This window comes from Acidovorax sp. KKS102 (assembly GCF_000302535.1).
In the GTDB taxonomy this organism is placed as follows: Bacteria; Pseudomonadota; Gammaproteobacteria; order Burkholderiales; family Burkholderiaceae_C; genus Acidovorax.
In genome coordinates this window covers 109,039-131,816 of record NC_018708.1, presented here as the reverse complement: position 1 = coordinate 131,816, position 22,778 = coordinate 109,039, and the positions used below count along the sequence as shown (strand labels likewise).

General features: G+C 67.3%; 19 protein-coding genes and 1 pseudogene. 11 read left to right on the top strand and 9 right to left on the bottom strand.

Features of this window, described 5'->3' with window-relative positions:
* The first annotated feature begins 62 nt into the window (after positions 1–62).
* Positions 63–356, top strand: coding sequence for a hypothetical protein (locus tag C380_RS00610; protein WP_148279900.1), 294 nt, complete (start codon positions 63–65; stop codon positions 354–356).
* A gap of 142 nt (positions 357–498) precedes the next feature.
* Here C380_RS00610 and C380_RS00605 read toward each other — a convergent pair.
* Together C380_RS00605 and C380_RS00600 are read right to left on the bottom strand one after the other, a co-directional pair.
* Positions 499–855 (bottom strand): annotated as a pseudogene (locus C380_RS00605) (antibiotic biosynthesis monooxygenase).
* Positions 852–1,196, bottom strand: a complete 345-nt coding sequence (locus C380_RS00600; protein WP_015011947.1) for an NIPSNAP family protein — start codon at positions 1,194–1,196, stop codon at positions 852–854. Before C380_RS00600 ends, C380_RS00605 begins: the two are co-directional and overlap by 4 nt.
* Positions 1,197–1,275: 79 nt before the next feature.
* On the opposite strand from C380_RS00600, the gene C380_RS00595 reads away from it, so the two are divergent.
* Together C380_RS00595 and C380_RS00590 are read left to right on the top strand one after the other, a co-directional pair.
* Positions 1,276–2,004, top strand: a complete 729-nt coding sequence (locus C380_RS00595) for a helix-turn-helix transcriptional regulator (protein WP_015011946.1) — start codon at positions 1,276–1,278, stop codon at positions 2,002–2,004.
* Positions 1,998–2,324 (top strand): YnfA family protein, encoded by a 327-nt coding sequence (locus C380_RS00590; RefSeq protein WP_015011945.1) that lies wholly within the window; start codon positions 1,998–2,000, stop codon positions 2,322–2,324. The genes C380_RS00595 and C380_RS00590 overlap by 7 nt, the downstream gene beginning before the upstream one ends.
* Positions 2,325–2,374: 50 nt before the next feature.
* On the opposite strand, the gene C380_RS00585 is transcribed toward C380_RS00590, so the two are convergent.
* Entirely contained in the window at positions 2,375–3,964 is a 1,590-nt protein-coding gene (locus C380_RS00585; RefSeq protein ID WP_015011944.1) for an ABC transporter substrate-binding protein, read from the bottom strand.
* A 165-nt stretch (positions 3,965–4,129) separates the two neighbouring features.
* Positions 4,130–4,669, bottom strand: a complete 540-nt coding sequence (locus tag C380_RS00580) for a BON domain-containing protein (RefSeq protein ID WP_015011943.1) — start codon at positions 4,667–4,669, stop codon at positions 4,130–4,132.
* A 314-nt stretch (positions 4,670–4,983) separates the two neighbouring features.
* Between C380_RS00580 and C380_RS00575 the strand changes: the two genes are divergently transcribed.
* The 6 genes from C380_RS00575 to C380_RS00545 all read left to right on the top strand — a co-directional run bounded on the left by C380_RS00575 (position 4,984) and on the right by C380_RS00545 (position 15,036).
* Positions 4,984–6,045 (top strand): ligase-associated DNA damage response exonuclease, encoded by a 1,062-nt coding sequence (locus C380_RS00575; RefSeq protein ID WP_015011942.1) that lies wholly within the window; start codon positions 4,984–4,986, stop codon positions 6,043–6,045.
* Positions 6,042–7,739: an ATP-dependent DNA ligase gene (locus C380_RS00570; RefSeq protein WP_015011941.1), complete on the top strand. Its 1,698-nt coding sequence runs from the start codon at positions 6,042–6,044 to the stop codon at positions 7,737–7,739. Before C380_RS00575 ends, C380_RS00570 begins: the two co-directional genes overlap by 4 nt.
* Positions 7,736–10,477, top strand: coding sequence for a ligase-associated DNA damage response DEXH box helicase (locus C380_RS00565; protein ID WP_015011940.1), 2,742 nt, complete (start codon positions 7,736–7,738; stop codon positions 10,475–10,477). The genes C380_RS00570 and C380_RS00565 overlap by 4 nt, the downstream gene beginning before the upstream one ends.
* A 5-nt stretch (positions 10,478–10,482) precedes the next feature.
* Complete coding sequence (gene pdeM, locus C380_RS00560; protein WP_015011939.1) at positions 10,483–11,220, top strand: ligase-associated DNA damage response endonuclease PdeM; 738 nt, start codon at positions 10,483–10,485, stop codon at positions 11,218–11,220.
* Between the two features lie 241 nt (positions 11,221–11,461).
* Positions 11,462–13,696, top strand: coding sequence for an NADP-dependent isocitrate dehydrogenase (locus tag C380_RS00555; RefSeq protein ID WP_015011938.1), 2,235 nt, complete (start codon positions 11,462–11,464; stop codon positions 13,694–13,696).
* Positions 13,697–13,807: 111 nt separating this feature from the next.
* A protein-coding gene (locus tag C380_RS00545) for an IS3 family transposase (RefSeq protein WP_369750442.1) occupies positions 13,808–15,036 on the top strand; the annotation gives its coding sequence in 2 pieces (ribosomal slippage) (positions 13,808–14,153 and positions 14,153–15,036; 1,230 coding nt in all).
* Positions 15,037–15,173: 137 nt separating this feature from the next.
* Here the strand turns inward: C380_RS00545 and C380_RS00540 are convergent.
* The 3 genes from C380_RS00540 to C380_RS00530 form a co-directional block, all read right to left on the bottom strand.
* Entirely contained in the window at positions 15,174–16,565 is a 1,392-nt protein-coding gene (locus C380_RS00540) for a hypothetical protein (protein ID WP_015011935.1), read from the bottom strand.
* A 177-nt stretch (positions 16,566–16,742) separates the two neighbouring features.
* Positions 16,743–17,255: a DUF1993 family protein gene (locus C380_RS00535; RefSeq protein ID WP_015011934.1), complete on the bottom strand. Its 513-nt coding sequence runs from the start codon at positions 17,253–17,255 to the stop codon at positions 16,743–16,745.
* Positions 17,256–17,562: 307 nt separating this feature from the next.
* On the bottom strand, positions 17,563–18,837 hold the full coding sequence (locus tag C380_RS00530; protein WP_015011933.1) for an MFS transporter: 1,275 nt from the start codon (positions 18,835–18,837) through the stop codon (positions 17,563–17,565).
* Positions 18,838–18,902: 65 nt separating this feature from the next.
* Between C380_RS00530 and C380_RS00525 the strand changes: the two genes are divergently transcribed.
* Together C380_RS00525 and C380_RS00520 are read left to right on the top strand one after the other, a co-directional pair.
* The gene (locus C380_RS00525; protein WP_015011932.1) at positions 18,903–19,850 is read left to right on the top strand and encodes a helix-turn-helix domain-containing protein; all 948 of its coding nucleotides are present in this window, start codon (positions 18,903–18,905) and stop codon (positions 19,848–19,850) included.
* Between the two features lie 223 nt (positions 19,851–20,073).
* On the top strand, positions 20,074–20,709 hold the full coding sequence (locus C380_RS00520; RefSeq protein WP_015011931.1) for a flavin reductase family protein: 636 nt from the start codon (positions 20,074–20,076) through the stop codon (positions 20,707–20,709).
* Here the strand turns inward: C380_RS00520 and C380_RS00515 are convergent.
* Positions 20,687–21,796, bottom strand: coding sequence for a hypothetical protein (locus tag C380_RS00515; RefSeq protein WP_015011930.1), 1,110 nt, complete (start codon positions 21,794–21,796; stop codon positions 20,687–20,689). The two genes, C380_RS00520 and C380_RS00515, sit on opposite strands and share 23 nt — an antisense overlap.
* A gap of 6 nt (positions 21,797–21,802) precedes the next feature.
* A complete protein-coding gene (locus tag C380_RS00510) occupies positions 21,803–22,765 on the bottom strand; it encodes a hypothetical protein (RefSeq protein ID WP_015011929.1) in 963 nt (320 codons plus the stop codon).
* Positions 22,766–22,778: the final 13 nt, after the last annotated feature.

The window sequence follows — 22,778 nt, the reverse complement described above, 5'->3', positions numbered from 1 at the left end:
GACGTGTGTTGCGTCCGTGCGAGCGCGTTTTGACAGTGCACAGAAAGCCTATGCCATTTGACATGTACGCCAACGACCAGCACGAAGCCATCCAGCACCAGGAAGAGTTCATCTTTGCGCTGGCCCAGGCCAACGCTCCTCAGTTCCCGGCACTTTCAGCGCTATGGGAGGCGTACTACGACGATCCCCGTATCTCATCCGCACAAGCCAGCGCACTGTTGCATGAACTGATTGCGCTGCTGGCTATCAACGGCGGTAGCGCCAACAAGTCCCTGGTGAACACCGTCGTTCGTTTGTTGCCCTTTTTCAGCATGGCCAGCCAAGGCGGTCATGAGATCAGAACGCAGAGTGACTGAGAAGATGTGCCCGCGCATCTAGAAAGCGCAGAAGCGGGCATGGAGTTGCTCCGGTCACCCGGCCTGCCACTGCTGGATGAGTGCGGGGCGCTAACGTGAAGATCACCAAGCGATTCATGTACTTTCGGCCGAATGCAACGACCTACGGCATGCCAGTTTCCAGCGTGGCGCGCGAATCCGGCGGCGCTTCTTCCCGATCGTGCATGCCGTAGTCCCGTACCACAGCGGCCACACGCAAACGGTAGTCACGGAAAATGCTGGCGCGGCCCAGCCGCTGGGTGTGACGGTGGGCTTCCATCTGCCGCCAACGGGCCACGGCTTCCTCGTCGCGCCAAAAGGACAGCGACAGCAAACGGCTTGGCTCGGTCAGGCTCTGAAAGCGCTCAATGGAAATGAAGCCATCCACTTGCTCCAGCAGCGGACGCAGCGCTGCAGCCGCTTGAAGGTAGGCGTCCTACTGGCCGGGCGCTGGTTGAACTTCAAAGATCACGGCCATCATGCAGCAGGCTCCTGGCGGTGGGCAGGCAAGCCCAATGTGCCTTCCACCCCCTGCGTGAACGTGCGCTCCTCGCGCAGGATGAAGCACTTTTCCTGCGCCAGCGCAAAGTTGGCACGGCCTTCGGGGTCGGCGCGCAGGCAGGCGCGGTAGGCCTCGTAGGCGGCCAGCGAGTCAAAGCCGATCAAACCCCAGGCCTCGTAGTTGCTGCCTTCGTGTGGCAGGAAGTAGCCCAGCAGGTGGCCGCCGCAGCGGGGAATGATCTGGCCCCAGCGGCGCGCGTATTCGGCAAACGCCTCGCGCTGAAAGGGATCGATTTCGTAGCGAATGAAGCAGGTGATCATGGCGTTCAGGAGTGGCTGGTGGACAAGGGCTTCACGATAGGCGGTTGACGGCGCTCAATGGTTCGCCCAAGATCGAACCATGAAAGACGGCCCCCACATTGCGCGCATTGCCGCGCTCATCGGCGACAGCGCACGCGCCGAAGTCCTCACCGCCCTGATGGCAGACCGCGCCCTCACGGCCACCGAGCTGGCCGACATTGCAGGCGTGACCAAGCAGACCATCAGCGCCCACCTCGCCAAGCTGCTGGATGCGGGCCTGATCGCCGTGGAGAGCCAGGGCCGGCACCGTTACTTCCGGCTGGCGGACCGGGATGTAGCCCACTTGCTGGAGTCGCTGATGAACGTGGCGTTTCGCGCCGGTGCCGTGCGGCTGCGCGCCAGCCCCCGGGAGCCTGCGCTGCGCCGCGCGCGCATGTGCTACGACCACTTGGCGGGCGAGGTGGGCGTGCAGTTTTATGAAGCACTGGTACGCCAGGGCATGCTGCAGGCCACACCCCAGGGGTCGGCCATCACGCCCGCTGGCGCGCAGTGGTTTGCGCACGTGGGGATCGACACGTCCACGTTGGGGCAGCAACGGCGCATGGTGTGCCGCCCCTGCCTGGACTGGAGCGAGCGCCGCCACCACCTGGGCGGCGCCCTGGGCGCGGCGCTGCTGCAGTGCCTCTTCGATGGGGGATGGGCCCACCGCGCTCAGGACTCGCGCGTGGTGCACTTCACCCCCAAGGGCGAGCTGGCGCTGCGCCAGTGGCTGGCCACCCACCCGGATGCCCCGAACCCCAGCGCCGCACAAGGCCCCGCACCATGCTGAATACCCTGCTGCTTTTCATCGCCACGGCCCTCGCTGAAATCGTGGGCTGCTACCTGCCCTGGCTCTGGCTCAAGCAAGGCAAGCCCGCGTGGCTCCTGTTGCCTGCTGCCGCGAGCCTGGCGCTATTTGCCTGGCTCTTGACGCTGCACGACACCACTGGCGCAGGCCGCGTGTATGCGGCCTACGGCGGGGTCTATATCGGGGTGGCACTGGTATGGCTGTGGGCGGTGGATGGCATCCGCCCCACGCCGTGGGATGTGGCGGGGGTGCTGGTGGCGCTGGCCGGCATGGCAATCATCATGCTGCAACCTGCGCGCTGACGCAGACTTGCGCCGTGGGCCGGGCGCAGACCAGCACCTCAGGAAGCGACTCAGTTCACCTTGATCAAACGCCAGTCGATGCGGTTGTCCGGCCGCTGCACCAGCTCCACGTTTTTCTTCATGGCCCAGGCCAGCATCTGGTTGTGCAGGGGGATGTGGGCCACGGTGTCGTTCTGCAGCTGCAGGCCTTCGGTCAATAAGCGGTTGCGCACGGGCAGGTCGGTCTCGGTCTTCACGCGGTCCACGATGTAGTCCATGCGCTCGTTGCTATAGCGGCCCAGGTTGTAGTTGCCGTCGCCGCCCGTGGTCTTGGTGCGGGTGAGCGACTGCAGCGTGTAGAGCGCATCGAACGTGGGCACGCCCCAGCTCAGCAGCGCGATGCTGGCCTCGTGGCGCTGGGCCATGGGGTAGTAGCTCACGGCGGGCATGGTGCGCAGCTTGGCCTTGACGCCGATGCGCGACCACATGGCGGTGATCGCCTGGCACAGTTGCTCGTCCTGCACGATGGCGTTGTTGCTGCAGGCAAAGTCCACCTCAAAGCCATCGCTGTAGCCGGCATGCGTCAGCAGCTCTTTGGCGGCATTGGGGTCGTAGGGCAGACGCTTGTCCACCGCGTCGGTCCACCCGTTGACCAGGGGCGACACCATGGCGCCGGTGGGTTTGGACATGCCGCGCATGGTCACGCGCTGCAGCGTTACGCCATCGATGGCCTGGTACAGCGCCTTGCGCACGCGCAGGTCCTTCAGCGGGTTCTTGCCCTTGATGTTGCTGCTCGGCAGCTCGTCGCGGAACTGGTCCATGGCCAGGTACACGGTGCGGTTCTCCACCATCTCCATCACCTTGAGGCTGGGGTTGGCCTTGAGCCGGCCCAGGTCCTGGATGCTGGTGTCGCGCACCATGTCGACCTCGCCGGAGAGCAGCGCGGCGACGCGCGTGGCCTCGGACTTGATCGGCAGATAGGTGATTTCGGTCACGTTGCCTTCGACCTTGCCGGCATTCCACCAATGGGGATTGGTGGCGAACACGATCCTCTGGTCGGGCACCCATTCCTTGAGCACGAAAGGCCCGGTGCCCATGGCATTGCGGTGCGAATAGGTTTCGTCCTTCGCCTTGATGTCCTTGGGCTCCACTGCGTTGTTCTTCTCGGCCCAGGCCTTGCTCATCACGCGCAGCTCGGTCAGCTGGTTGAGAAGCACGGGGTTGGGGTTTTTCAAAAAGATGTCGATGGTCTCGCCATCCACCTTGGCAATGCGGTCCATGCCCTGGGTGTAGATGGCGTAGGTGGAGGTCTTGCTCATCGCGCGCTGCAGCGAATAGACCACATCGTCCGCCGTCATGGGCGAGCCGTCGCTGAACTTCACGCCCTGGCGCAGCTTGAAGCGCATCTGCGTGGGGCTGACCGGCTGCCACGACGTGGCCAGCAGCGGCTCCACCCTGAGCGTGCGGCTGTTGAACATCACCAGCGATTCATACACCGCCGCATGGATGCCGTTGCCCAGAGCGCTGTTCTGCGAATGGATGTCCATGGTCTGGATGTCACTGGAGCCGGACCACTTGAAGGGTTTGGCCGACACGGCGGGGGAAACAACGACTGCCAGGGCCAGGGTGGCTGCCGCTGGCAATGAAAACTTGAATGGCATGAAAACTCCCTCATCAATGAAGCGTTACGAACCGGCAATATGCAGCAGGACGCGCACCAGCCCAAGCGCTTGGCAAGCGGTGTGGTGCCGGTGATTCATCGCTGGCGCCAGGACCATCGCGCAATCACTGCGCCTGGGATACGCGCAGCCAACTGGCCGCGCATGTCACGGCTTTTGCGGCACAGCCAGCGGGTACCGCGCCGCCGCTGCATCCGTCCCCACCTGCAGCAGGTTGATCACCCCCATCACATCGTCCACCAGCCACACGGCCTTCTCCAGCGCGTCGGACTGCGCATGCGACTGCACGCAGCCCTTGAGCGTCACCAGCCGCCGCTCGCCCAGCACCCACACGCTGGTGTCGTCAAAGCGGCCGTCCTGCTGGATGTAGCGCTGCACGCGCGGGATGATCTCGGCGTCGTACAGGTAGGAGTTGGGCAGGCGACAGCGCCCCACGCGGTGACAACTACCGCCATGTTGGGAGCGCACATGCGCCAGCTCGCGCACCTCGGCCTCGGTGTACAGCGGGCCCTCAGGCACGGGGCATTGCGGGATGGCGCTGGTGACTTGGACGAAAGGGTCGTTGAAGGCGTTGGTGCGCGGGGGAGCGTCGGCAGAAGCCTGGGCGGCGACCCCTGCAGCGCACAGGGCCATGGCCAAGCCGCCCAGCAGGGCACAAAGCGACCGATACGACGGATACAAACGCATGGATGAATCCCCGGCTGCGGACCAGCGCCGCAGGCGACGCCATCCTACGGGCGTGGTGTTCTGCAGTAAAGACAGGCGCCGGTACGCAGAACGCGGCGCAGTCCTGCAGACGGCGCAATCCACAACGGGATGATGGAGGGCGCGCTCCAGAAGCCGGACGACCCCGCAGACCAAACGCTTCATTATTGATAGCAAATAAGGCATATAACACCGGCGCATGCAGCAGATTGAATGCCCAAAGCGCCTGCAACAGCCCGCCGCGCAAGCCCGGGCAGCCCCACCGACTTTGCCTTGCCACCTACGATGCCACACGCATGTCCCGCAATGAATTGATCGTCCACCGCCCCGAAGGCCTGTACTGCCCGCCTGGCGACTTCTACATCGACCCCTGGCGGCCGGTGGAGCGGGCCGTGATCACGCATGCCCACTCAGACCACGCACGCATGGGCTCGGCCCACTACCTGGCACACGAGGGCAGCGCGGGCACGCTGCGCAACCGGCTGGGCGCGGGCATTGATCTGCAGACGCTGGGCTATGGCGAGGTCATCGACCACCATGGTGTGCGCGTGTCGCTGCACCCGGCCGGGCATGTGCTGGGCTCGGCCCAGGTGCGCATTGAACACGGCGGCCAAGTATGGGTGGCCTCGGGCGACTACAAGCTGGAAGACGATGGCACCTGCCCGCCCTTCGAGCCGGTGCGCTGCCACACTTTCATCACCGAATCCACCTTTGGCCTGCCTATCTACCGCTGGCCGTCGCAGCCCGCGCTGTTTGCCGACATCAACGCCTGGTGGGCCACGAATGCAGCGGCGGGCAAGGCCAGCGTGTTGTATGCGTATGCCTTTGGCAAGGCGCAGCGGCTGCTGCATGGCGTGGATGCCAGCATCGGGCCCATCGTGGTGCATGGCGCGGTGGAGCCGCTCAACACCGTGTATCGCGCGGCCGGTGTAGACCTGCCAGCCACACTGCGTGTGACGGACCCGGGCCTGACCAAGGCGGACCTGAAACGCTCACTGGTGCTGGCCCCGCCCTCGGCAGCGGGCACCCCCTGGCTCAAGCGGTTTGGCGAACACTCCGACGCCTTTGCGAGTGGCTGGATGCTGGTGCGCGGCGCGCGCCGCCGCCGGGGCGTGGACCGGGGCTTTGTGATGAGCGACCACGCCGACTGGCCGAGCCTGCAGAAAGCCATTGGTGCCACGGGCGCGGAGCGCGTCATCGTGACGCACGGCAGCACGGCCGTGATGGTGCGCTGGCTGTGCGAGCAGGGGCTGGACGCCCATGTGTTCGCGACCGAATACGGTGCCGATGACAACGAAGACGATGCAGGGGCTGCACCCGAGCCAGACAGCGAACCCGCACCCGAGGTGACTGCATGAAGGCCTTTGCCCAGCTGTTCCAGGCGCTCGACGCCACCACCGCGCAGTCGGCCAAACTGGCGGCGCTGGTGGCTTATCTGCGTGCTGCACCGCCCGCCGATGCGGCCTGGGCCACCTACTTTCTGGCAGGCGGCAAACCGCGCCAGATGGTGCCCACCAAGCGCCTGAAGGCGCTGGCGCAAGAAGCGGCCGGCCTGCCCGAGTGGCTGTTTGAAGAAAGCTACGAGGCCGTGGGCGACCTGGCCGAAACGCTGGCGCTGCTGCTGCCCCCGCCCACCCAGCCCACCGAACTGACGCTGGCCGAATGGATGGCCCAACTGCTGCCCCTTCGCGCCCTGCCGCCCGACGAGGCCGACGCCCACCTGCGCACGCAATGGAACATGCTGGCGCCCGAGCAGCGCTTTGTGTACTTCAAGCTCATCACCGGCAACTTCCGCGTGGGAGTGTCGCGCTTGCAGGTGACGCAGGCGCTGGCCACCGTAAGCGGGCTCGACCCCAAGCGCATCGCACACCGGCTGATGGGCTACACGCAGATCGGCCGGCAGCCGCAGGCCAGCGACTACCAGGCGCTGATCGCGCCGGTGGATGACGATGCCTGTGCGCAGGATGCTGCCGATGCAGGCCAGCCCTACCCGTTCTTTTTGGCCCACCCGTTCAACCAGCCCGTGGCCGAGATGCCCACACTGCTGGGCGCACCCGGCGACTGGCTGGTGGAATGGAAGTGGGACGGCATCCGCGCGCAGATCGTGCGGCGCGCGGGCGAGGTGTGGGTGTGGTCGCGTGGCGAGGAGCTGGTGACCGACCGCTTTCCCGAGTTGGCCGATGCCGCGATGGCGCAGCTTCCCGATGGCACGGTGGTCGATGGCGAGATCCTGGTGTGGCTGCCGGGCGAACCCCAGCCCCGCCCCTTTGCCGACCTGCAAAAGCGCTTGGGCCGCAAGACGCTGGGCCCGAAGCTGCTGCGCGAGCTGCCTGTGGTGCTGGTGGCCTACGACCTGCTCGAACACGCTGGGCAAGACTTGCGCACAGAGCCGCAGCAGGCGCGGCGCGCACTACTAGAGGCTACGCTGCAACGGCCTGACGACACCACCGTCGCACCCGCACCGCAGAAGACCTTGCGTCTGAGCGAGTTGCTGCACGGCGCCGACTGGCCGGACCTGGCGCGCCAGCGCGAGGCCGCGCGCAGCATAGGCACCGAGGGCTTCATGCTCAAGCACCGCAGCGCGCAGTACGGCGTGGGCCGCACCAAGGATGTGGGCGTGTGGTGGAAGTGGAAGATCGACCCCATGAGCGTGGACGCCGTGCTCATCTACGCCCAGCGCGGCCACGGCCGCCGTGCCAGCCTCTACACCGACTACACCTTCGCCGTGTGGACCGGGCCGCAGGACGACCCGGAGCGCCAGCTCGTGCCTTTTGCCAAGGCCTATTCGGGCCTGACCGATGCCGAGATTACGCAGGTGGACGCCATCATCCGCAAGACCACGCGCGAAAGCTTTGGCCCCGTACGCAGCGTGGATGCGACGCTGGTGTTTGAGCTGGGCTTTGAAGGCATCGCAAAGAGCCCACGCCACAAGAGCGGCATTGCCGTGCGCTTTCCGCGCATGCTGCGCTGGCGGCAGGACAAACCCGTGGCCGAGGCCGATACCTTGCAAACGCTGATGGCGTTGTTGCCCGGGCAGGACGTTGCGGCATGAGCACCACCCGCCGCCTGCGCAAGGCCCTGACCCCGGTGGCACCGAGTGCCGCAGCCGCCTGGATGGCGGCGCGGGGCTGGCAACCCTTTGGCTTCCAGCACGACGTGTGGCGCGCGATGGGCGAGGGCCGCTCGGGCCTGCTGCATGCCACTACAGGGGCTGGCAAGACCTATGCGGTATGGCTGGGCGCGCTGCAGCACTTGGCACAGGCGGATGCTGCACCTGCGCCCGAAGGAGCCCCCAAAGCCCCCAAAGCACCCAACGCCCGCACCGCCCTGCGCACGCGCCGCGCTGCGGCACCGCCCCTCACCGTGCTGTGGATCACGCCCATGCGCGCACTCGCTGCCGATTCGCTGCGCGCCCTGCAGGCACCGTTGCCCGACCTGGCCCCCACCTGGACCAGCGGCCTGCGAACCGGAGACACCGCCAGCGGCGAGCGCGCCGCGCAAGATCGCCGCCTGCCCACGTTGCTGGTGACCACGCCCGAAAGCGTCTCGCTGCTGCTGGCCCGCGCCGATGCGCGTGAGCGCCTGGCCAGCGTGCGCTTGGTGGTGGTGGATGAGTGGCACGAGTTGGTGGGCAACAAACGCGGCGTGCAGGTGCAGCTGGCGCTGGCGCGCCTGTCGGGCTGGAACCCGGCGCTGCAGGTGTGGGGCATGTCGGCCACGCTGGGCAACCTGGAGGAGGCCCTGCACACCTTGCTGCCGCAGCCCGTGCCCAACGCTCCGAGCGCATCGCAACCACCGCCCGCCGTGCTGGTGCAGGGCCGCATCGACAAGCGGCTGGAGGTGCAGGTGATGCTGCCCGCGCGGGCCGATCGCTTTGCGTGGGCGGGCCACATGGGGCTGAGCCTGCTGCCGCAGGTGGTGCAATCGATCGAAGCGGCCGCGTCCACGTTGGTATTCACCAACACCCGGTCGCAAGCCGAGCGCTGGTACCAGGCGCTGCTGGAGGCGCGACCCGACTGGGCGGGCACCCTTGCGCTACACCACGGGTCGCTGGGGCATGAGGTGCGCGACTGGGTGGAGCAAGGCCTGAAGGCCGGGCAGCTCAAGGCCGTGGTGTGCACATCGAGCCTGGACCTGGGCGTGGACTTTTTGCCGGTGGAGCAGGTGCTGCAGATCGGTTCGGCCAAGGGCGTGGCGCGGCTGGTGCAGCGTGCGGGCCGCTCGGGCCATGCGCCGGGGCGCAGCTCCAGCATCACGCTGGTGCCCACGCACAGCCTGGAGCTGGTGGAGGCCGCCGCCGCGCGCCACGCGCTGGCGCAGGGCCGCATCGAAGACCGGCACACGCCGCGTGCGCCGCTGGATGTGCTGGTGCAGCACCTGGTCACCGTGGCGCTGGGCGGCGGCTTTGTGCCCGATGCGCTGTTGGCCGAGGTGCGCCGCGCACCCGCCTACGCTGCGTTGGCCGACAACGACTGGCAGTGGGCGCTGCAGTTCGTGCGCCAGGGCGGCGCATCGCTGGCCACCTATCCGGACTTTCACCGCGTGGTACCGGACGACGAGGGTGTGTGGCGCGTGCCCGATGCGCGCCTGGCGCGCCGCCACCGCAGCAACATCGGCACCATCGTGAGCGACGCCGCCATGCAGGTGCAGTTTGTGAGCGGCGGGCGCCTGGGCTCGGTGGAAGAGAGCTTCATCGCGCGGCTGCGCAAGGGCGATGTGTTCATGTTTGCAGGCCGGCTGCTGGAGCTGGTGCGCACCCAGCAGATGACGGCCTATGTGCGCATCGCCCCCAAGGGCAGCGCCGCCCTGCCGCGCTGGAGCGGCGGGCGCATGCCGCTGTCGAACACGCTGGCCGATGCGATGCTCGAGCAGCTGGCGCAGGCCGAGCGCGGCGAGTTCTCCACGCCCGAGATGCGCTGCGCCCAGCCGCTGCTGGAGCTGCAGCAGGCCTGGTCGGCCCTGCCCACACCCGGCCGCCTGGTAGCCGAGACGCTACACACCCGCGAGGGGTGGCACCTGTACCTGTACCCGCTGGCGGGCCGCTTGGTGCACCTGGGCCTGGCCGGGCTGCTGGGCTGGCGCGCGTCGCAGCAGGTGCCCAACACCTTCTCCATCGCGGTCAACGACTACGGACTGGAGCTGCTGTCGGCCAAGCCCGTGGACTGGGCCACGCTGCTGCCGCGCCTGATTGGCGAGGGCACACGCACCACCATCGGTCGCGGGCTCGAAGACGAAGTGCTGGCCAGCCTGAACGCCACCGAGATGGCGCGCAGGCGCTTTCGCGAGATCGCGCGCATTGCCGGGCTCATCTTTCAAAGCCACCCGGGCGAGCAGCGCAGCAGCCGCCAGCTGCAGGCCTCGTCCTCGCTGTACTACGACGTGTTTGCGCAGTACGACCCGGGCAACCTGCTGCTGGCCCAGGCCCGTGCCGAGCTGCTGACGAACGAGCTGGACATGGACCGCCTGGCGCACACACTGCGCGGCATGCAGGCACTGACCCTGTCCATCCACGCGCTGGAACGCCCCACCCCATTCGCCCTGCCGCTGATGGTGGAGCGCTTTCGCGAGCGCCTGAGCACCGAGACCCTGGCCGACCGGCTGGCGCGCATGGTGCAGGCGCTGGAGCAGGCGGCCGACGTCACCACCGGCACCCACCTTGCGCAGCACGCAGTGCAGCCCACGGACATGGTGTGGGACCTGCCCGAAAGCTCTGGGCCCCGCACACCACGCGCGCGCCAGGCTGCGGCTGGGGACGCCCCCCGCCGCGCCCGCGGACGCCACGGATTCTGAGCACGATGACCACGCATCCCTTTCACACATCCGTCCCCGAGACGCAGGCCGTCCCTGCGCTCCCCATGGGTGCGCACGCCATCACCCTGCCCTGCGGCACGGCCCTGCAGCTGTTGCCCCAGCGCGCGCTGTGGTGGCCCGCGGCGCGCATGGTGATGGTGGCGGATGTGCATTTCGGCAAGGCGGCCACCTTCCGCCGCGCGGGCCAGCCGGTGCCCCATGGCACCACGGCCGACAACCTGGCGCGGCTCGATGCACTGCTGGCGGCCACCGGTGCTGACCACCTGGTGTTCCTGGGGGACTTTCTGCACGCACGCAGCGGCGCGGCCGATGCGCTGTGGCGGCAGTTGCTGCCCTGGCGCCAGCGCCATGCGCATGTGGCGATGACCCTGGTGCGCGGCAATCACGACATGCATGCGGGCGACCCGCCGGCGGCGCTGGCACTGGCGCAGGTCAACGAGCCCTGGTTGCCCTGTGCCGATGCGCCGGTGCTGGCCTGCCACCACCCGCAGGCCGTGGCGGGCCACACGGTGATTGCCGGGCACCTGCACCCCACGCTGCGGCTGCGCGGCCCGGCGCGGGATGCGCTGCGGGCGCCCTGCTTTGGCTGGGGTGACGGGCAGTTGGTCCTGCCCGCCTTCGGGGCCTTCACCGGCACGGCGCCCGACACCCTGCCCGCGCACTGGGCGCAGTTTGCGGTGCTGCCGGGCCGGGTGGTGGCTGTTCCAGGGACTTTTTCGTAGGGTCTGCAGGGGGTGGCGCGCGGGCGCCAAGACGATCAAACTGCAGGGGGCCGCAGGGTGATTACCACCTATTTGGTGAAAAAAAGTGCCCTGGGCTTATGATAATTTTGCATTGTGAGATTCGATTGCAAAAACAGCGGGCTGTGACAGCCCCGAGCAAGGAGAATCAGAGAGCATCCGCGTTTGGCCCCGCTGCGACGCAGCCGGGGGCATCTACCTACTCTGTTTCGTGAGACAAGCCATGACGACCCAGCAACCATCCATCATTTACACCCTGACCGACGAGGCACCCCGTCTGGCCACGGCTTCCTTCCTGCCCATCATCCGCACGTTTGCGGCGCCGGCAGGCATCAACGTGCTGGAGAGCGACATCTCGGTGGCGGCACGTATCCTGGGTGAGTTCCCCGACTACCTGACCGAAGAACAGCGCGTGCCCAACAACCTGGCCGAGCTGGGCAAGAAGACGCTGCAGCCCGATGCCAACATCATCAAGCTGCCCAACATCTCCGCGTCCGTCGCACAGCTCAAGGCCGCCATCGCCGAGCTGCAGTCCAAGGGCTACGCGCTGCCTGACTACCCGGACCAGCCCAAGGACGACAAAGAAAAAGAAATCAAGGCCCGCTACAGCAAGTGCACCGGCTCGGCCGTGAACCCTGTGCTGCGCGAAGGCAACTCCGACCGCCGCGCCCCCAAGGCCGTGAAGGAATACGCCCGCAAGAACCCGCACAGCATGGCCGAATGGAGCCAGGCCTCGCGTTCGCACGTGTCGCACATGCACGCTGGCGACTTCTACCACGGCGAAAAGTCCATGACGCTGGACAAGGCGCGTGACGTGAAGATGGAGCTGATCACCAAGAGCGGCAAGGCCATCGTCTTGAAGCCCAAGGTCAGCCTGCTGGACCGCGAAGTGATCGACAGCATGTTCATGAGCAAAAAGGCGCTGCTGGAGTTCTACGAGAAGGAAATCGAAGACGCACGCAAGACGGGCGTGATGTTCTCGCTGCACGTCAAGGCCACGATGATGAAGGTGTCCCACCCCATCGTGTTCGGCCACTGCGTGCGCATCTTCTACAAGGACGCGTTCGCCAAACACGCCAAGACTTTTGAAGAGTTGGGCGTGAACGTGAACAACGGCATGGTGGACCTGTACACCAAGATCGAAACCCTGCCGCAAAGCCAGCGCGACGAGATCAAGCGCGACCTGCACGCCTGCCACGAGCACCGCCCCGAGCTGGCCATGGTCGACTCGGCCAAGGGCATCACCAACTTCCACTCGCCCAACGACATCATCGTGGACGCCTCCATGCCCGCCATGATCCGCAACGGCGGCAAGATGTGGGACGCCAACGGCCGCCTGAAGGACGTGAAGGCCGTGATGCCCGAATCGACCTTCGCCCGCATCTACCAGGAGATCATCAACTTCTGCAAGTGGCACGGCGCGTTCGACCCCCGCACCATGGGCACCGTGCCCAACGTGGGCCTGATGGCCCAGCAGGCCGAGGAATACGGCAGCCACGACAAGACCTTCGAGATCCCCGAAGACGGCGTGGCCAACATCACCGACCTGGCCACCGGCGAAGTGCTGCTGTCGCAAAACGTGGAGCAAGGCGACATCTGGCGCATGTGCCAGACCAAGGACGCCGCGATCCGCGACTGGGTGAAGCTGGCCGTCACGCGCGCCCGCAACTCCGGCATGCCCGTGGTGTTCTGGCTCGACTCGTACCGTCCGCACGAGGCGCAGCTGATCACCAAGGTCAAGATGTACCTGCACGAGCACAACACCACCGGCCTCGATATCCAGATCATGAGCCAGGTGCGTGCGATGCGCTACACGCTCGAGCGCGTAATCCGTGGCCTGGACACCATCAGCGCTACCGGCAACATCCTGCGCGACTACCTGACCGACCTGTTCCCCATCATGGAACTGGGCACTTCGGCCAAGATGCTGTCCATCGTGCCTCTGATGGCTGGCGGCGGCATGTACGAAACCGGTGCGGGCGGCTCGGCTCCGAAGCACGTGCAGCAGCTGGTGGAAGAAAACCACCTGCGCTGGGATTCGCTGGGCGAGTTCCTGGCGCTGGCCGTGTCGCTGGAAGACCTGGGCCTCAAGAACAACAACCCGCGCGCCAAGTTGCTGGCAAAGACGCTGGATGCCGCCACGGGCAAGCTGCTGGACAACAACAAGAACCCATCGCCCAAGACCGGCCAGCTGGACAATCGCGGCAGCCAGTTCTACCTGGCCCTGTACTGGGCGCAAGAGCTGGCCGCGCAGACCGAGGACGCCGAGCTGGCCGCCAAGTTCGCGCCCCTGGCCAAGCAGCTGACCGAGAACGAGCAGAAGATCGTGCAAGAGCTGAACGCCGTGCAGGGCCAGCCCACCGACATCGGTGGCTACTACCTGCCCGACGTGGCCAAGCTGGACGCAGTGATGCGCCCCAGCGAGACGTTGAACAAGGCGCTGGCTTCGGTGGCCTGATCCTATTCAGCCGCTCCAACGCAAAGGCCCCGCAGTGCGGGGCCTTTTTTGTTTCGAGTGACCCGTCCTGCCTGGCGTTGACACGAGGACCTTTCAAAAAGGGTATGTGTCATGGAATCAAGTGTCAAACGCACGCAGCGCGACTACACACTGGCCTTTAAGTTGGCGGTGGTGGAGCAGGTGGAAAAAGGCGAGCTCACGTACAAACAGGCGCAGCAGCACTACGGCATCCAGGGTCGCTCGACGGTTCTGGTCTGGCTGCGCAAGCACGGTCGCCTGGGCTGGAGTCCTGCGGCATCATCTGCAGCCATGCCGATAGACAAGAAGAACACTGTTGCTCTCACGCCCGAGCAGCAGATCAAGGCGCTGCAGGTGCAGCTCGCACAGGCGCAGGAGAAGGCCAGGCTATTCGAAGCCGTCATCGACGTGCTGCGCAAGGACTATGGGGTGCGCATCGTAAAAAAGCCTTTGGGCAAGTCCTCGCGCAAAACCTCATCGCAGGGTTGAGCGTGAAGAGGGCTTGCCAGCATATGGGCCACAGCCGTCAGGCGTATTACCAGGGTAGGCGCCGCGAGGCCGATCGCTTGGCGAATGCGCAGACGGTGGTGGAGTTGGTGCGCGAGCAGCGCATGCGCCAACCACGCATAGGCACGCGCAAGCTGCACCACTTATTGCAGGAGCCGCTACAGCGCCGAGGCATCGACTTGGGCCGCGATGCAATGTTCGACGTCCTGCGCAATGCCAGGCTGCTGGTGGCACCCCGGCGGGCGTATCACAAGACAACAGACAGTCACCACCGCTTCAGGCACCATCCGAACCTTCTCAAGGTAGGGCCGCAACAGATCCACGCCAGCGGCAGCGAGCAGGTCTGGGTGGCTGACATCACCTACTTGCCCACACACGGCAAGTTCGTCTATCTGAGCCTGGTCACGGATGCGTATTCCAGGAAGATCGTCGGCTGGCACGTGCATGAGAGCCTGCAGACCGAAGAGGTGGCGCAGGCCATGAAGATGGCGCTCTCGGGGCGACAGAGCAGCCGACAGTTGGTGCACCACTCCGACAGGGGTATCCAGTACTGCGCGACGTACTACCAGGCCCTGCACAAGCGCCACGGCGTGATCTGCTCGATGACGGACGGCTACGACTGCTACCAGAACGCGCTGGCCGAGCGGGTCAATGGCATCTTGAAGAGTGAGTTCTTGCTGCAGCGCCCCGCCGATCTGGGGCAGGCCAGACGCATGGTCGAGCAGTCAGTCGACATCTATAACTGCGAGCGACCGCATCTGTCGCTGAAAATGCAAACGCCCGATGCAGTGCATCGGGCGTCATTGGCCGGATAGTCCGGCTGGAGTTTTTAACCGTCCTGGGTGTCAACGCTATTCAGGACGGGTCAGAGACCTGGGAGTTAGCGCGACCACCGAGGGCCGTGCGTCGCGGCCGATGCCTTGTCCGCCGCGCAGCCCCCAGGGCCACGTTCTCAGGGACGGTCGCGGTCTGCCACGCGGCTGCTCAGGGGCTTGGGCACATAGGTCGGCACAAAGGCGCAGCCCTTGCCAAAACGCGCCTCGTTGGCCGGGCACTGCTGGGCAATGCCCTCGGGCGTGGGCTTGGCGCCCTCGTCCACCCAGCGCAGCAGCGCCGCCATGAGCGTGGGGTAGGTCGGGTCGCTCAGGTAGCTGTGGGTGTTGTGCTGGGTGAAGGTCTGCACCAGGCGCGCCGCGCTGCCGCCTTGCGCCATGGTGGCCCGGAAGGCCGCGTCCAGCTCGACAAAGGCCGTGGGGTCGTCCACGCCCTTGACGGTGAGCACCGGCACGGGGATGCGGCCGGTCAGGTCTGTGTCCTGCGCAAAGCGGGCCACGGCAGCAGGGTCGGCCCGGTAGCGCAGCACGGCGGCGTTCAGCGCGGCGTCGTCGGTCGAACCGCGGTATTGCACACCCCGGTTGCCAAATGGGCTGGCGCCTCCCGTGCGGTGCTGCACCACGTCGCGGAAGTGGAAGGTGGCCCAGTTCATGTGGCCCTGGATGGAGCTGGCCGGGATGCGGATCACGTCCACGATGGTTTTGACTTTGCGCTGCTGCTCGGGCGTGCGCTCGGCCACCGGCTTGTTCAGCGCCAAGCATTCGTTCACGCGTGCGGCCAGGTCCGCCTGGGTCATCGTCGCGTCGGCGGGCAGGCCGATGTTCAGCGGGTACTGCGCCTCGTTGGGCCGGGGGTGGTTGTTGCACAGGTACTGGTAGACCACGCGCAGGTCGGTGCGGAAGTCGTACGAGCGGGTGCCGCCCGCCAGCACCCCGCTGGTGAGCAGCACGGCGTCGTAGGGGCGCTTGCCGTCGGCCGTGGTCTGGAACATCTCCGCCCCCTTGGCCGCCACGCTGGCGCCCCAGGACTGGCCGTGCAGGATGGTGCGCTGCGGCTGGGCCACATGGCGCACAAAGATCTGGCGCAGCCGCTCGGTGTCCTCGGCGGCGGCACGCACCTCGACGCCGCCCTGGCGGAAGGTGCTGCCCGCCCACGCGTACCCCGCGCGGACCATGATGGCCCAGCGCTCCAGGTCCTCCACCGACCGCTCCATCTTCGGCGCGCCCAGGGCCGGGCCGCCGTGGGCGTGCAGCACCAGGTGGCCGTTCCACTGCTGCGGCACCGCCACCAGGTAATACGCACCGGCCGAATCCTTGCCCGACAGGCAGCGGGCGATGGGCGCCAGGTCCTTGGGGCACGGGGTGGCCGTGGGCGCAGCCTCAGCAGCGGCACTCACCGGCGCCGAGGCTGGTGGTTGTACAGGCACCGGCGCGCAGGCCGAAAGCAGGCAGGTCACGCCGGCCAGCGCCAGGGCTGGCAGGGTGCGTGGTGTGGCATGGGGGGTGGGCATGGGTCGAGTCTCCGTTGTCTTTTTTGTCCGCGCTGGGCACCGTGTTCAATACTACAAATTTGATAGCATCTTAGGCATGTTTCACTAGCGCTACGGACCATTTTGGCCCATATCTGCGTGCCACGCCCCACACGGCAGCACCCGGGGCACCTTGCCGCCCCGGGACAGGGCTCAGGGTCAGAACTTGCCCATGTAGTCGCGCTTGCCCAGCTCCACGCCGTTGTGGCGTGCGATGGCGTAGGTTGCGTTCACGTGGAAGAAGAACTGGGGCAGGCCGTAGTGCAGCAGGTAGTGTTCGCCCACAAACTGCTTCTCGCGCGGCGTGCCGGGCTGGATGGTGATCTGGCGCGTGGCGGCCTCGGCAAACGCGGCCTGCGGCAGGCTGTCGATGAACGCCAGCACGGTGCGGATGCGCTCGTTCAGGTCGGCAAAGCCGGGGCGCTCGGCGTCGGGCAGCGAAGGCACCTCCACACCGGCCAGGCGCGCGGCCACGCCCTTGGCAAAGTCGCAGGCGATCAGCACCTGGCGGGCCATGGGGAACATGTCGGGGAACAAGCGGGCCTGCAGCAGCGCGTCCGGCTCGATCTTGCGGGCCGTGGCATGGGCCTCGGTCTTGGCCAGGATGTCCTGGAGCGAGCCCAGCATCTGGCGAAAGACGGGGATGCTGGCGTTGTACATGGGGTTCGTCATGGGCAGGGTCCTGGAAGTGTGTTGAAAACAAAGGGCGCCGCTCTGGTGTGGTGTTGCGCGCTGGATGGCACATTGAAAACCGATGGATTTTTGGTCAGGGCAAGGCGCAAACCGCAGCGATACCCGGAGGTATCGCGAGGATTTGCAACGCAGCCCTGGCCGAAAAGACGCGGTTTTTAAGTGCCAGATAGCGTGCAACACCACACTAGGCCCTGCCAACCAGGGCCCCGGCGCCACCGACCGCGATTGCAACACAGGCCCGCGCGGCGTGCTGGCCGCCGTGCGTATCCCCTCCCCCCCGGACCCTTCAGGCCGCCGCAGGCACAGGCCGCGCCGCCCGTGCGGCCACGCCCACCCCCACCAGCGCCGCCGACACCACGCTCAGGCCCAGGGTCACGGCCGAGCCGTAGAAGATGCCCGCCGTCATGCCGTGGTCCAGCATGGCGCCGAACACCGGGGCCGCCAGGCAAAAGCCCAGGTCCAGCCCCGAGTACACCGTGCCATACACGCGGCCCGTGGCGCCGGGGGGCGCGGCGCGCTTGATCAGCATGTCACGCGAAGGCCCGGCCAGGCCTGTGCCCAGCCCTGCCACCGAGGCCACCACCAGCGCCACCATGCCCGGCAGCAGCCCCGAGGCCACCACCACCAGCAGCGCGGCCGAGCCGAGCAGGCACACGGAGATGATCTTCTCCAGCCGCTGCACACGGCCCACCAGAAAGCCGCCCACCAGCATGCCCGCCGCGCCGCACAGCATGTAGCCCGTGACCACCATGGCCGTCACGCTCAGCGGCAGGCCGTACATGGACTGCAGCGCCGGGCTGGCAAAGCTCTGGATGGCGCTGAGTGCACAGGTGCTCCAGAAGAAGAACGAGAAACACAGCCACACCGAGGGCAGCTTGAGGAAGGCCATGGGGTGCTCGGGCTTCTCCGCCGCCGCACCGCCACCGCCCTTGGCCTGGTGCGCCCATGCGCCCTGGCGGTCGTCAATCGCGTCGCGGTTCCACACCATGATGGCCAGCACGGTGAGGGCCAGCAGGCCGCCGCACAGGCAGGCCGTGCGCCACGAGCCCGTGGCCGTGGCAATGCCCGCCATGAACACCGGCGCCGTCGCCCAGCCCAGGTTGCCGCTGATGCCGTGCACCGAAAAGCCATGCCCCAGGCGCTGTGGTGACACGCGCTTGTTCAGAATCGTGAAGTCCACCGGGTGGAACGGCGCATTGCCCAGCCCGGCCAAAGCCGCCGCCAGCAGCAGGCCCGTGTAGCCCTGCGCCGTGCCCGCCGCAAGGCCTGCGGCCGCAAAACTCGACAGCGCAAAAAACATCACCGGCCGCGCGCCCACGCGGTCCACCAGGAAGCCCGACAGCGCCTGGCCCACGCCCGAGATCACGAAGAACACCGACACCAGCAGGCCCAGCTCGGAATAGCTGAAGCCGAACTCCCCGATCAGCCACGGAAACAGCGGCGGCAGCAGCATGTGAAAGAAGTGCGAGCTGCCGTGGGCCAGGCCGATGAGGCCAATGGTGCGGGCGTCCTGCCGCAAGGGGACAGGGTTGGCGAGGGTGCTGGAGGAAGAAGCAGTCATGGGCTCGATCTTAGGCAGCATGGCCTCGGCAGGTTTACGATAGGCAGACAACTTCTATCGCAAACATGCCAAACCCGCCCACCGAACTCGCCGTGCCCGCCGAACCGGGGGTGGAGCACTTTGCGGCCCAGGCCGTGTCCCGCGCGCCTGCCGGCAAGCCGCGCGGCATGTCGTACGTGGACTCGCTCACGCCCGAGCTGTTTGTGCCCACCGCCGCCCGCCCGGTGCGCGCCAAGCTGCGCTGGCTGGCCGCCGACACGCAGGTCATGCCCCACAGCCACCCGTGGGCTCAGGTGGCGATATCGACCACGGGCGTGATCCGCCTCACGGTGAACCACGGCACCTACATCGTGCCGCCATCGCGCGCGCTGTGGATTCCGCCCGGCGTGGAACATGCCGTGACCATGGTCGAAGACGCCGACCTGCGCACGCTCTACTTCCACCAGCCCCGGGGCCGCTGTGGCCCCGGCGTGCCGCGCGACCAGGAAGACGCCTGGCGCCAGTGCCGCGTGCTGGAGGTGTCCGACCTGCTGCGCGCCCTGGTGCGCGAGATGCCCACCACGCCCGACGGCGGCCCCGCGATCAGCCCCGCCGACCTGCGGCGCGAACAGCATTTGAGCGCCCTGGTCAGGGGCGAACTGGCCCGCGCCGCCGCCGTGAAGCTGGGCGTGGACCTGCCCCAGGACAAGCGCCTGCGCCACCTGTGCGAAGCCGTGCTGGCCGACCCCACGCGCCACGACACCCTGGCCGACTGGGCGCAGGACACGGGCGCCAGCCCCCGCACCGTGGCGCGGCTGTTCCGCTCCGAACTGGGCAGCACCTTCACCCAATGGCGCCAGCAGGTCATCCTGGCCAAGGCCGTGTCGCTGGCCGCCGGGCGCATGCCCATGGGCCAGATCGCCGCCGAGCTGGGCTATAGCGCCAGCGCCTTCAGCGCCATGGTGCGCAAGTCGGTGGGGCAGCCGCCGGGGCGGTTTTTGGGGCAGCAGCAGCCGGCGGCCGTGGTCCCGTAGCCCCGTGCGTTTCGTGCAGCCGAGGCGCCGGGCCTCATGCGCCAGGTCTGTACAGGCTTTGCAGGCCCATGCTTGCCTCATATTGGCTCATATTGCCGCTATGCGATAGAACCACATGCCTGGACAGCTATCAAAAAATGAGCATTCTGATGCCCCAGTGGCTGCAGTGCGCCGCAACTGCCGTTAAGGTTGCGGTCTGTTATCGCCCCACCCTGCCGAGTCCATGACCACGCCACAGCCCCCACGCACCTTCCACAGCTACGAACCCCGCCAGGGCCACGGCCTGCCGCACGACCCGTTCAACGCCATCGTGGGGCCACGCCCCATTGGCTGGATCTCAACGCAAAGCGCCACAGGCGCCACCAACCTGGCGCCGTACAGCTTCTTCAACGCGTTCAACTACGTGCCGCCCATCGTGGGCTTTGCCAGCATTGGGTACAAAGACACGGTGCGCAACGTGCAGGCCACGGGCGAGTTTGTGTGGAACCTGGCCACCCGCGACCTGGCCGAGGTGATGAACCAGAGCTGCGCCGCCGTGCCGCCCGAGGTCAGCGAGTTCGATCTGACCGGCCTCACCCCCCTGCCCTCCACCCGCGTGCGCCCGCCGCGCGTGGCCGAAAGCCCGGTCACCTTTGAATGCCGCAGCACCCAGATCCTGCAGCTGCAGGGGGTGGATGGCGCCCCGGTGGATACCTGGCTGGTGCTGGGCGAGGTGGTGGCCGTGCACATCGATCAGGCGCTGCTGAAAGACGGCGTGTACGACACCGCCAATGCGGGGCACATCCTGCGCGGCGGCGGCCCGGCGGACTATTTCACGGTGGGGCCGGAGCAGTTGTTCAGGATGTACCGGCCGCGCTAGGAGCCTGCTGCTCTCGCAGCAGTCGCAGTGGCGCACACAGCCCGGCGGCCGGTTGACGGGCCCATTGCTCGGTCCAGGCCCACACCTGCTGCACGCCGTCCATCCCTGCGGCGGCACGCTGCAGGCCGTGGTCGGCACCGTCTATGCGCCGCGTGCAGTAGGGCGCGGTGCGCAAGGCGGCCAGCTCCGCAAAACGTGTGTAGGCCACGGCGGGCACCAGCGCATCGTCGCTGCCCCACACCTGCAGCAGCGGCCAGGGGCCTTGCAGCAGGGGCAGGGTCAGCGGCCAGTTCCACAGGTCGCGCCAGTAACCCAAGCTGCGCCCCTGCACCACCACGCTGTCGTGCGGAGCGCCCGCCACGATCTGGCCCAGCGCTGCCCAGTCGTCCTGCACGCCCAGGCGGCGGGCCTGCAATGCCCCAGCCTCCTGCGGGTCCAGCCCGCTGGAGCCGATGAGCACAAGGCCTGCGAGCTGCGGCACCTCGGGCGCCAGTGCAGGCAACAGCTCAGCCCCTTCAGAGATGCCCACCATCAGCTGCGGCACGGCTGGCTGGCCCTGACGCTCCGAGGCATCAGCACGCAGGGCCGCACGGGCGTGTGCGAGCCAGGTGGAATGCCGGTCCAGCGAAACAAAGCTGTGCGGGCAGTCGGCGGGGGCGGTGCGGGCTCCGGGGTCTACGCCCGGCTTGTGCAGCACCAGCACCTGCGCGTGCAGCAGGCCCGCAAAGTAGCGGTCCGCGATGGGCCCCATGCCCGCGCAGCCCGAGCCAGGGATGACGATCACACGGTAGCGCAGCGGCGCGGTGCGCTCCGCGCGCTGCAGGGTGTGGAGCACGGCGCCGCCCGCACCCGGCACGGCCCGCTGGATGAAGCCAGCGCCCGGCGCCGGGCCCTGTTCTATGGCCGGCATCGCAGGGTCCGGCTGTGCCGCACTCGCGCCCCCATGTGCGTGGGGGGCCACGCAACCCGTCAGCGTCAAGGCCAGGGCGGCAGATGCAAAAAAGGCCAGCGCTGGGCTGGCCTTGGGGAGAGCAGGCACCGCACAGGCCGGGGCCCACGAGGGCTGCGGGTGCACGGTGGGGCGCACGGCGGCTTACTTGAGGATCAGCACCTGCTCAGGCTGCTGCGGTTGCGGCAGAGGCATGGGCTGGCCGCCCTGCTGGTACACCACAGGTGGGCGCACGCCGCGCGCCAGATTCGCGTCGGTGTAGCCCAGTTGCACCGCGAGCTGCTGGTACACGTCCTGCGCCAACGACAGCGAGGTTTCACGCATCACCTTGGCCCGGTTGGGAGGCGCAATGTCGCCACGGATCGAGAGGATCTTGGTGTCGTTGCCTTCGCCCTGGGCGGAGAACGCGGCCTTGATCTCGTAGGTCTTGGTGTTGATGAGCGAGAAGTCGGCCAGCAGCTGCAGGCCGTACTGGCGCGTGGCGCTGGTGGTGCCCTGCAGGGGCGAGAGCGCATCGGTGAACTCGATGCTGGACACCACGCCAAACAGCACGTAGTCGGCGCCGTTGAACTCGCCCTTCTTGATGCGGGTGATCACGTCGTTGACCTGGGGCTGCGCCTGGGGCGTGGCCATCTTGCCGCCCTGCACCTGGTTGAGCACCTGCTCGGCCTTGCTGGGCTGGGGCTTGCCGGCGTCAAAGCCCTTGCCCTGCACCAGGCGGAAGTACGTGCCCTGCAGGATGGCGCCCTTGATGTCGTTGGTGTAGCCGCCCAGCTCGCGCTGTTCGATGTAGCTGTAGCGCCCGGCCACATAGGTGCCGCTGGCCTGCTCGGACGCCTGCATGGACTGCTGGCCGGAGTACGAGCCCCCGCCGCCGTACATGCCGTGGCTGTGGCTGCCGCCCTGGCTGCCCTGCGCGCTCATCTGGCTGCTGCGCTGGTAGGTGCCGGCCATGAAGTACTCGGACACGCGCTGGGCGTAGGCCAGGTCGGTCACGGCGATCTTGGGCGCGGCGCCGGGCTGCTGCGCCTGCGCGCCCGTGCCCCAGGCCAGCGTGGTGGCCGCGATCACGGCCAGGGCCGTGTGGAGGGTGATTCTGCGTTGCATGGTGTGGTCCTTG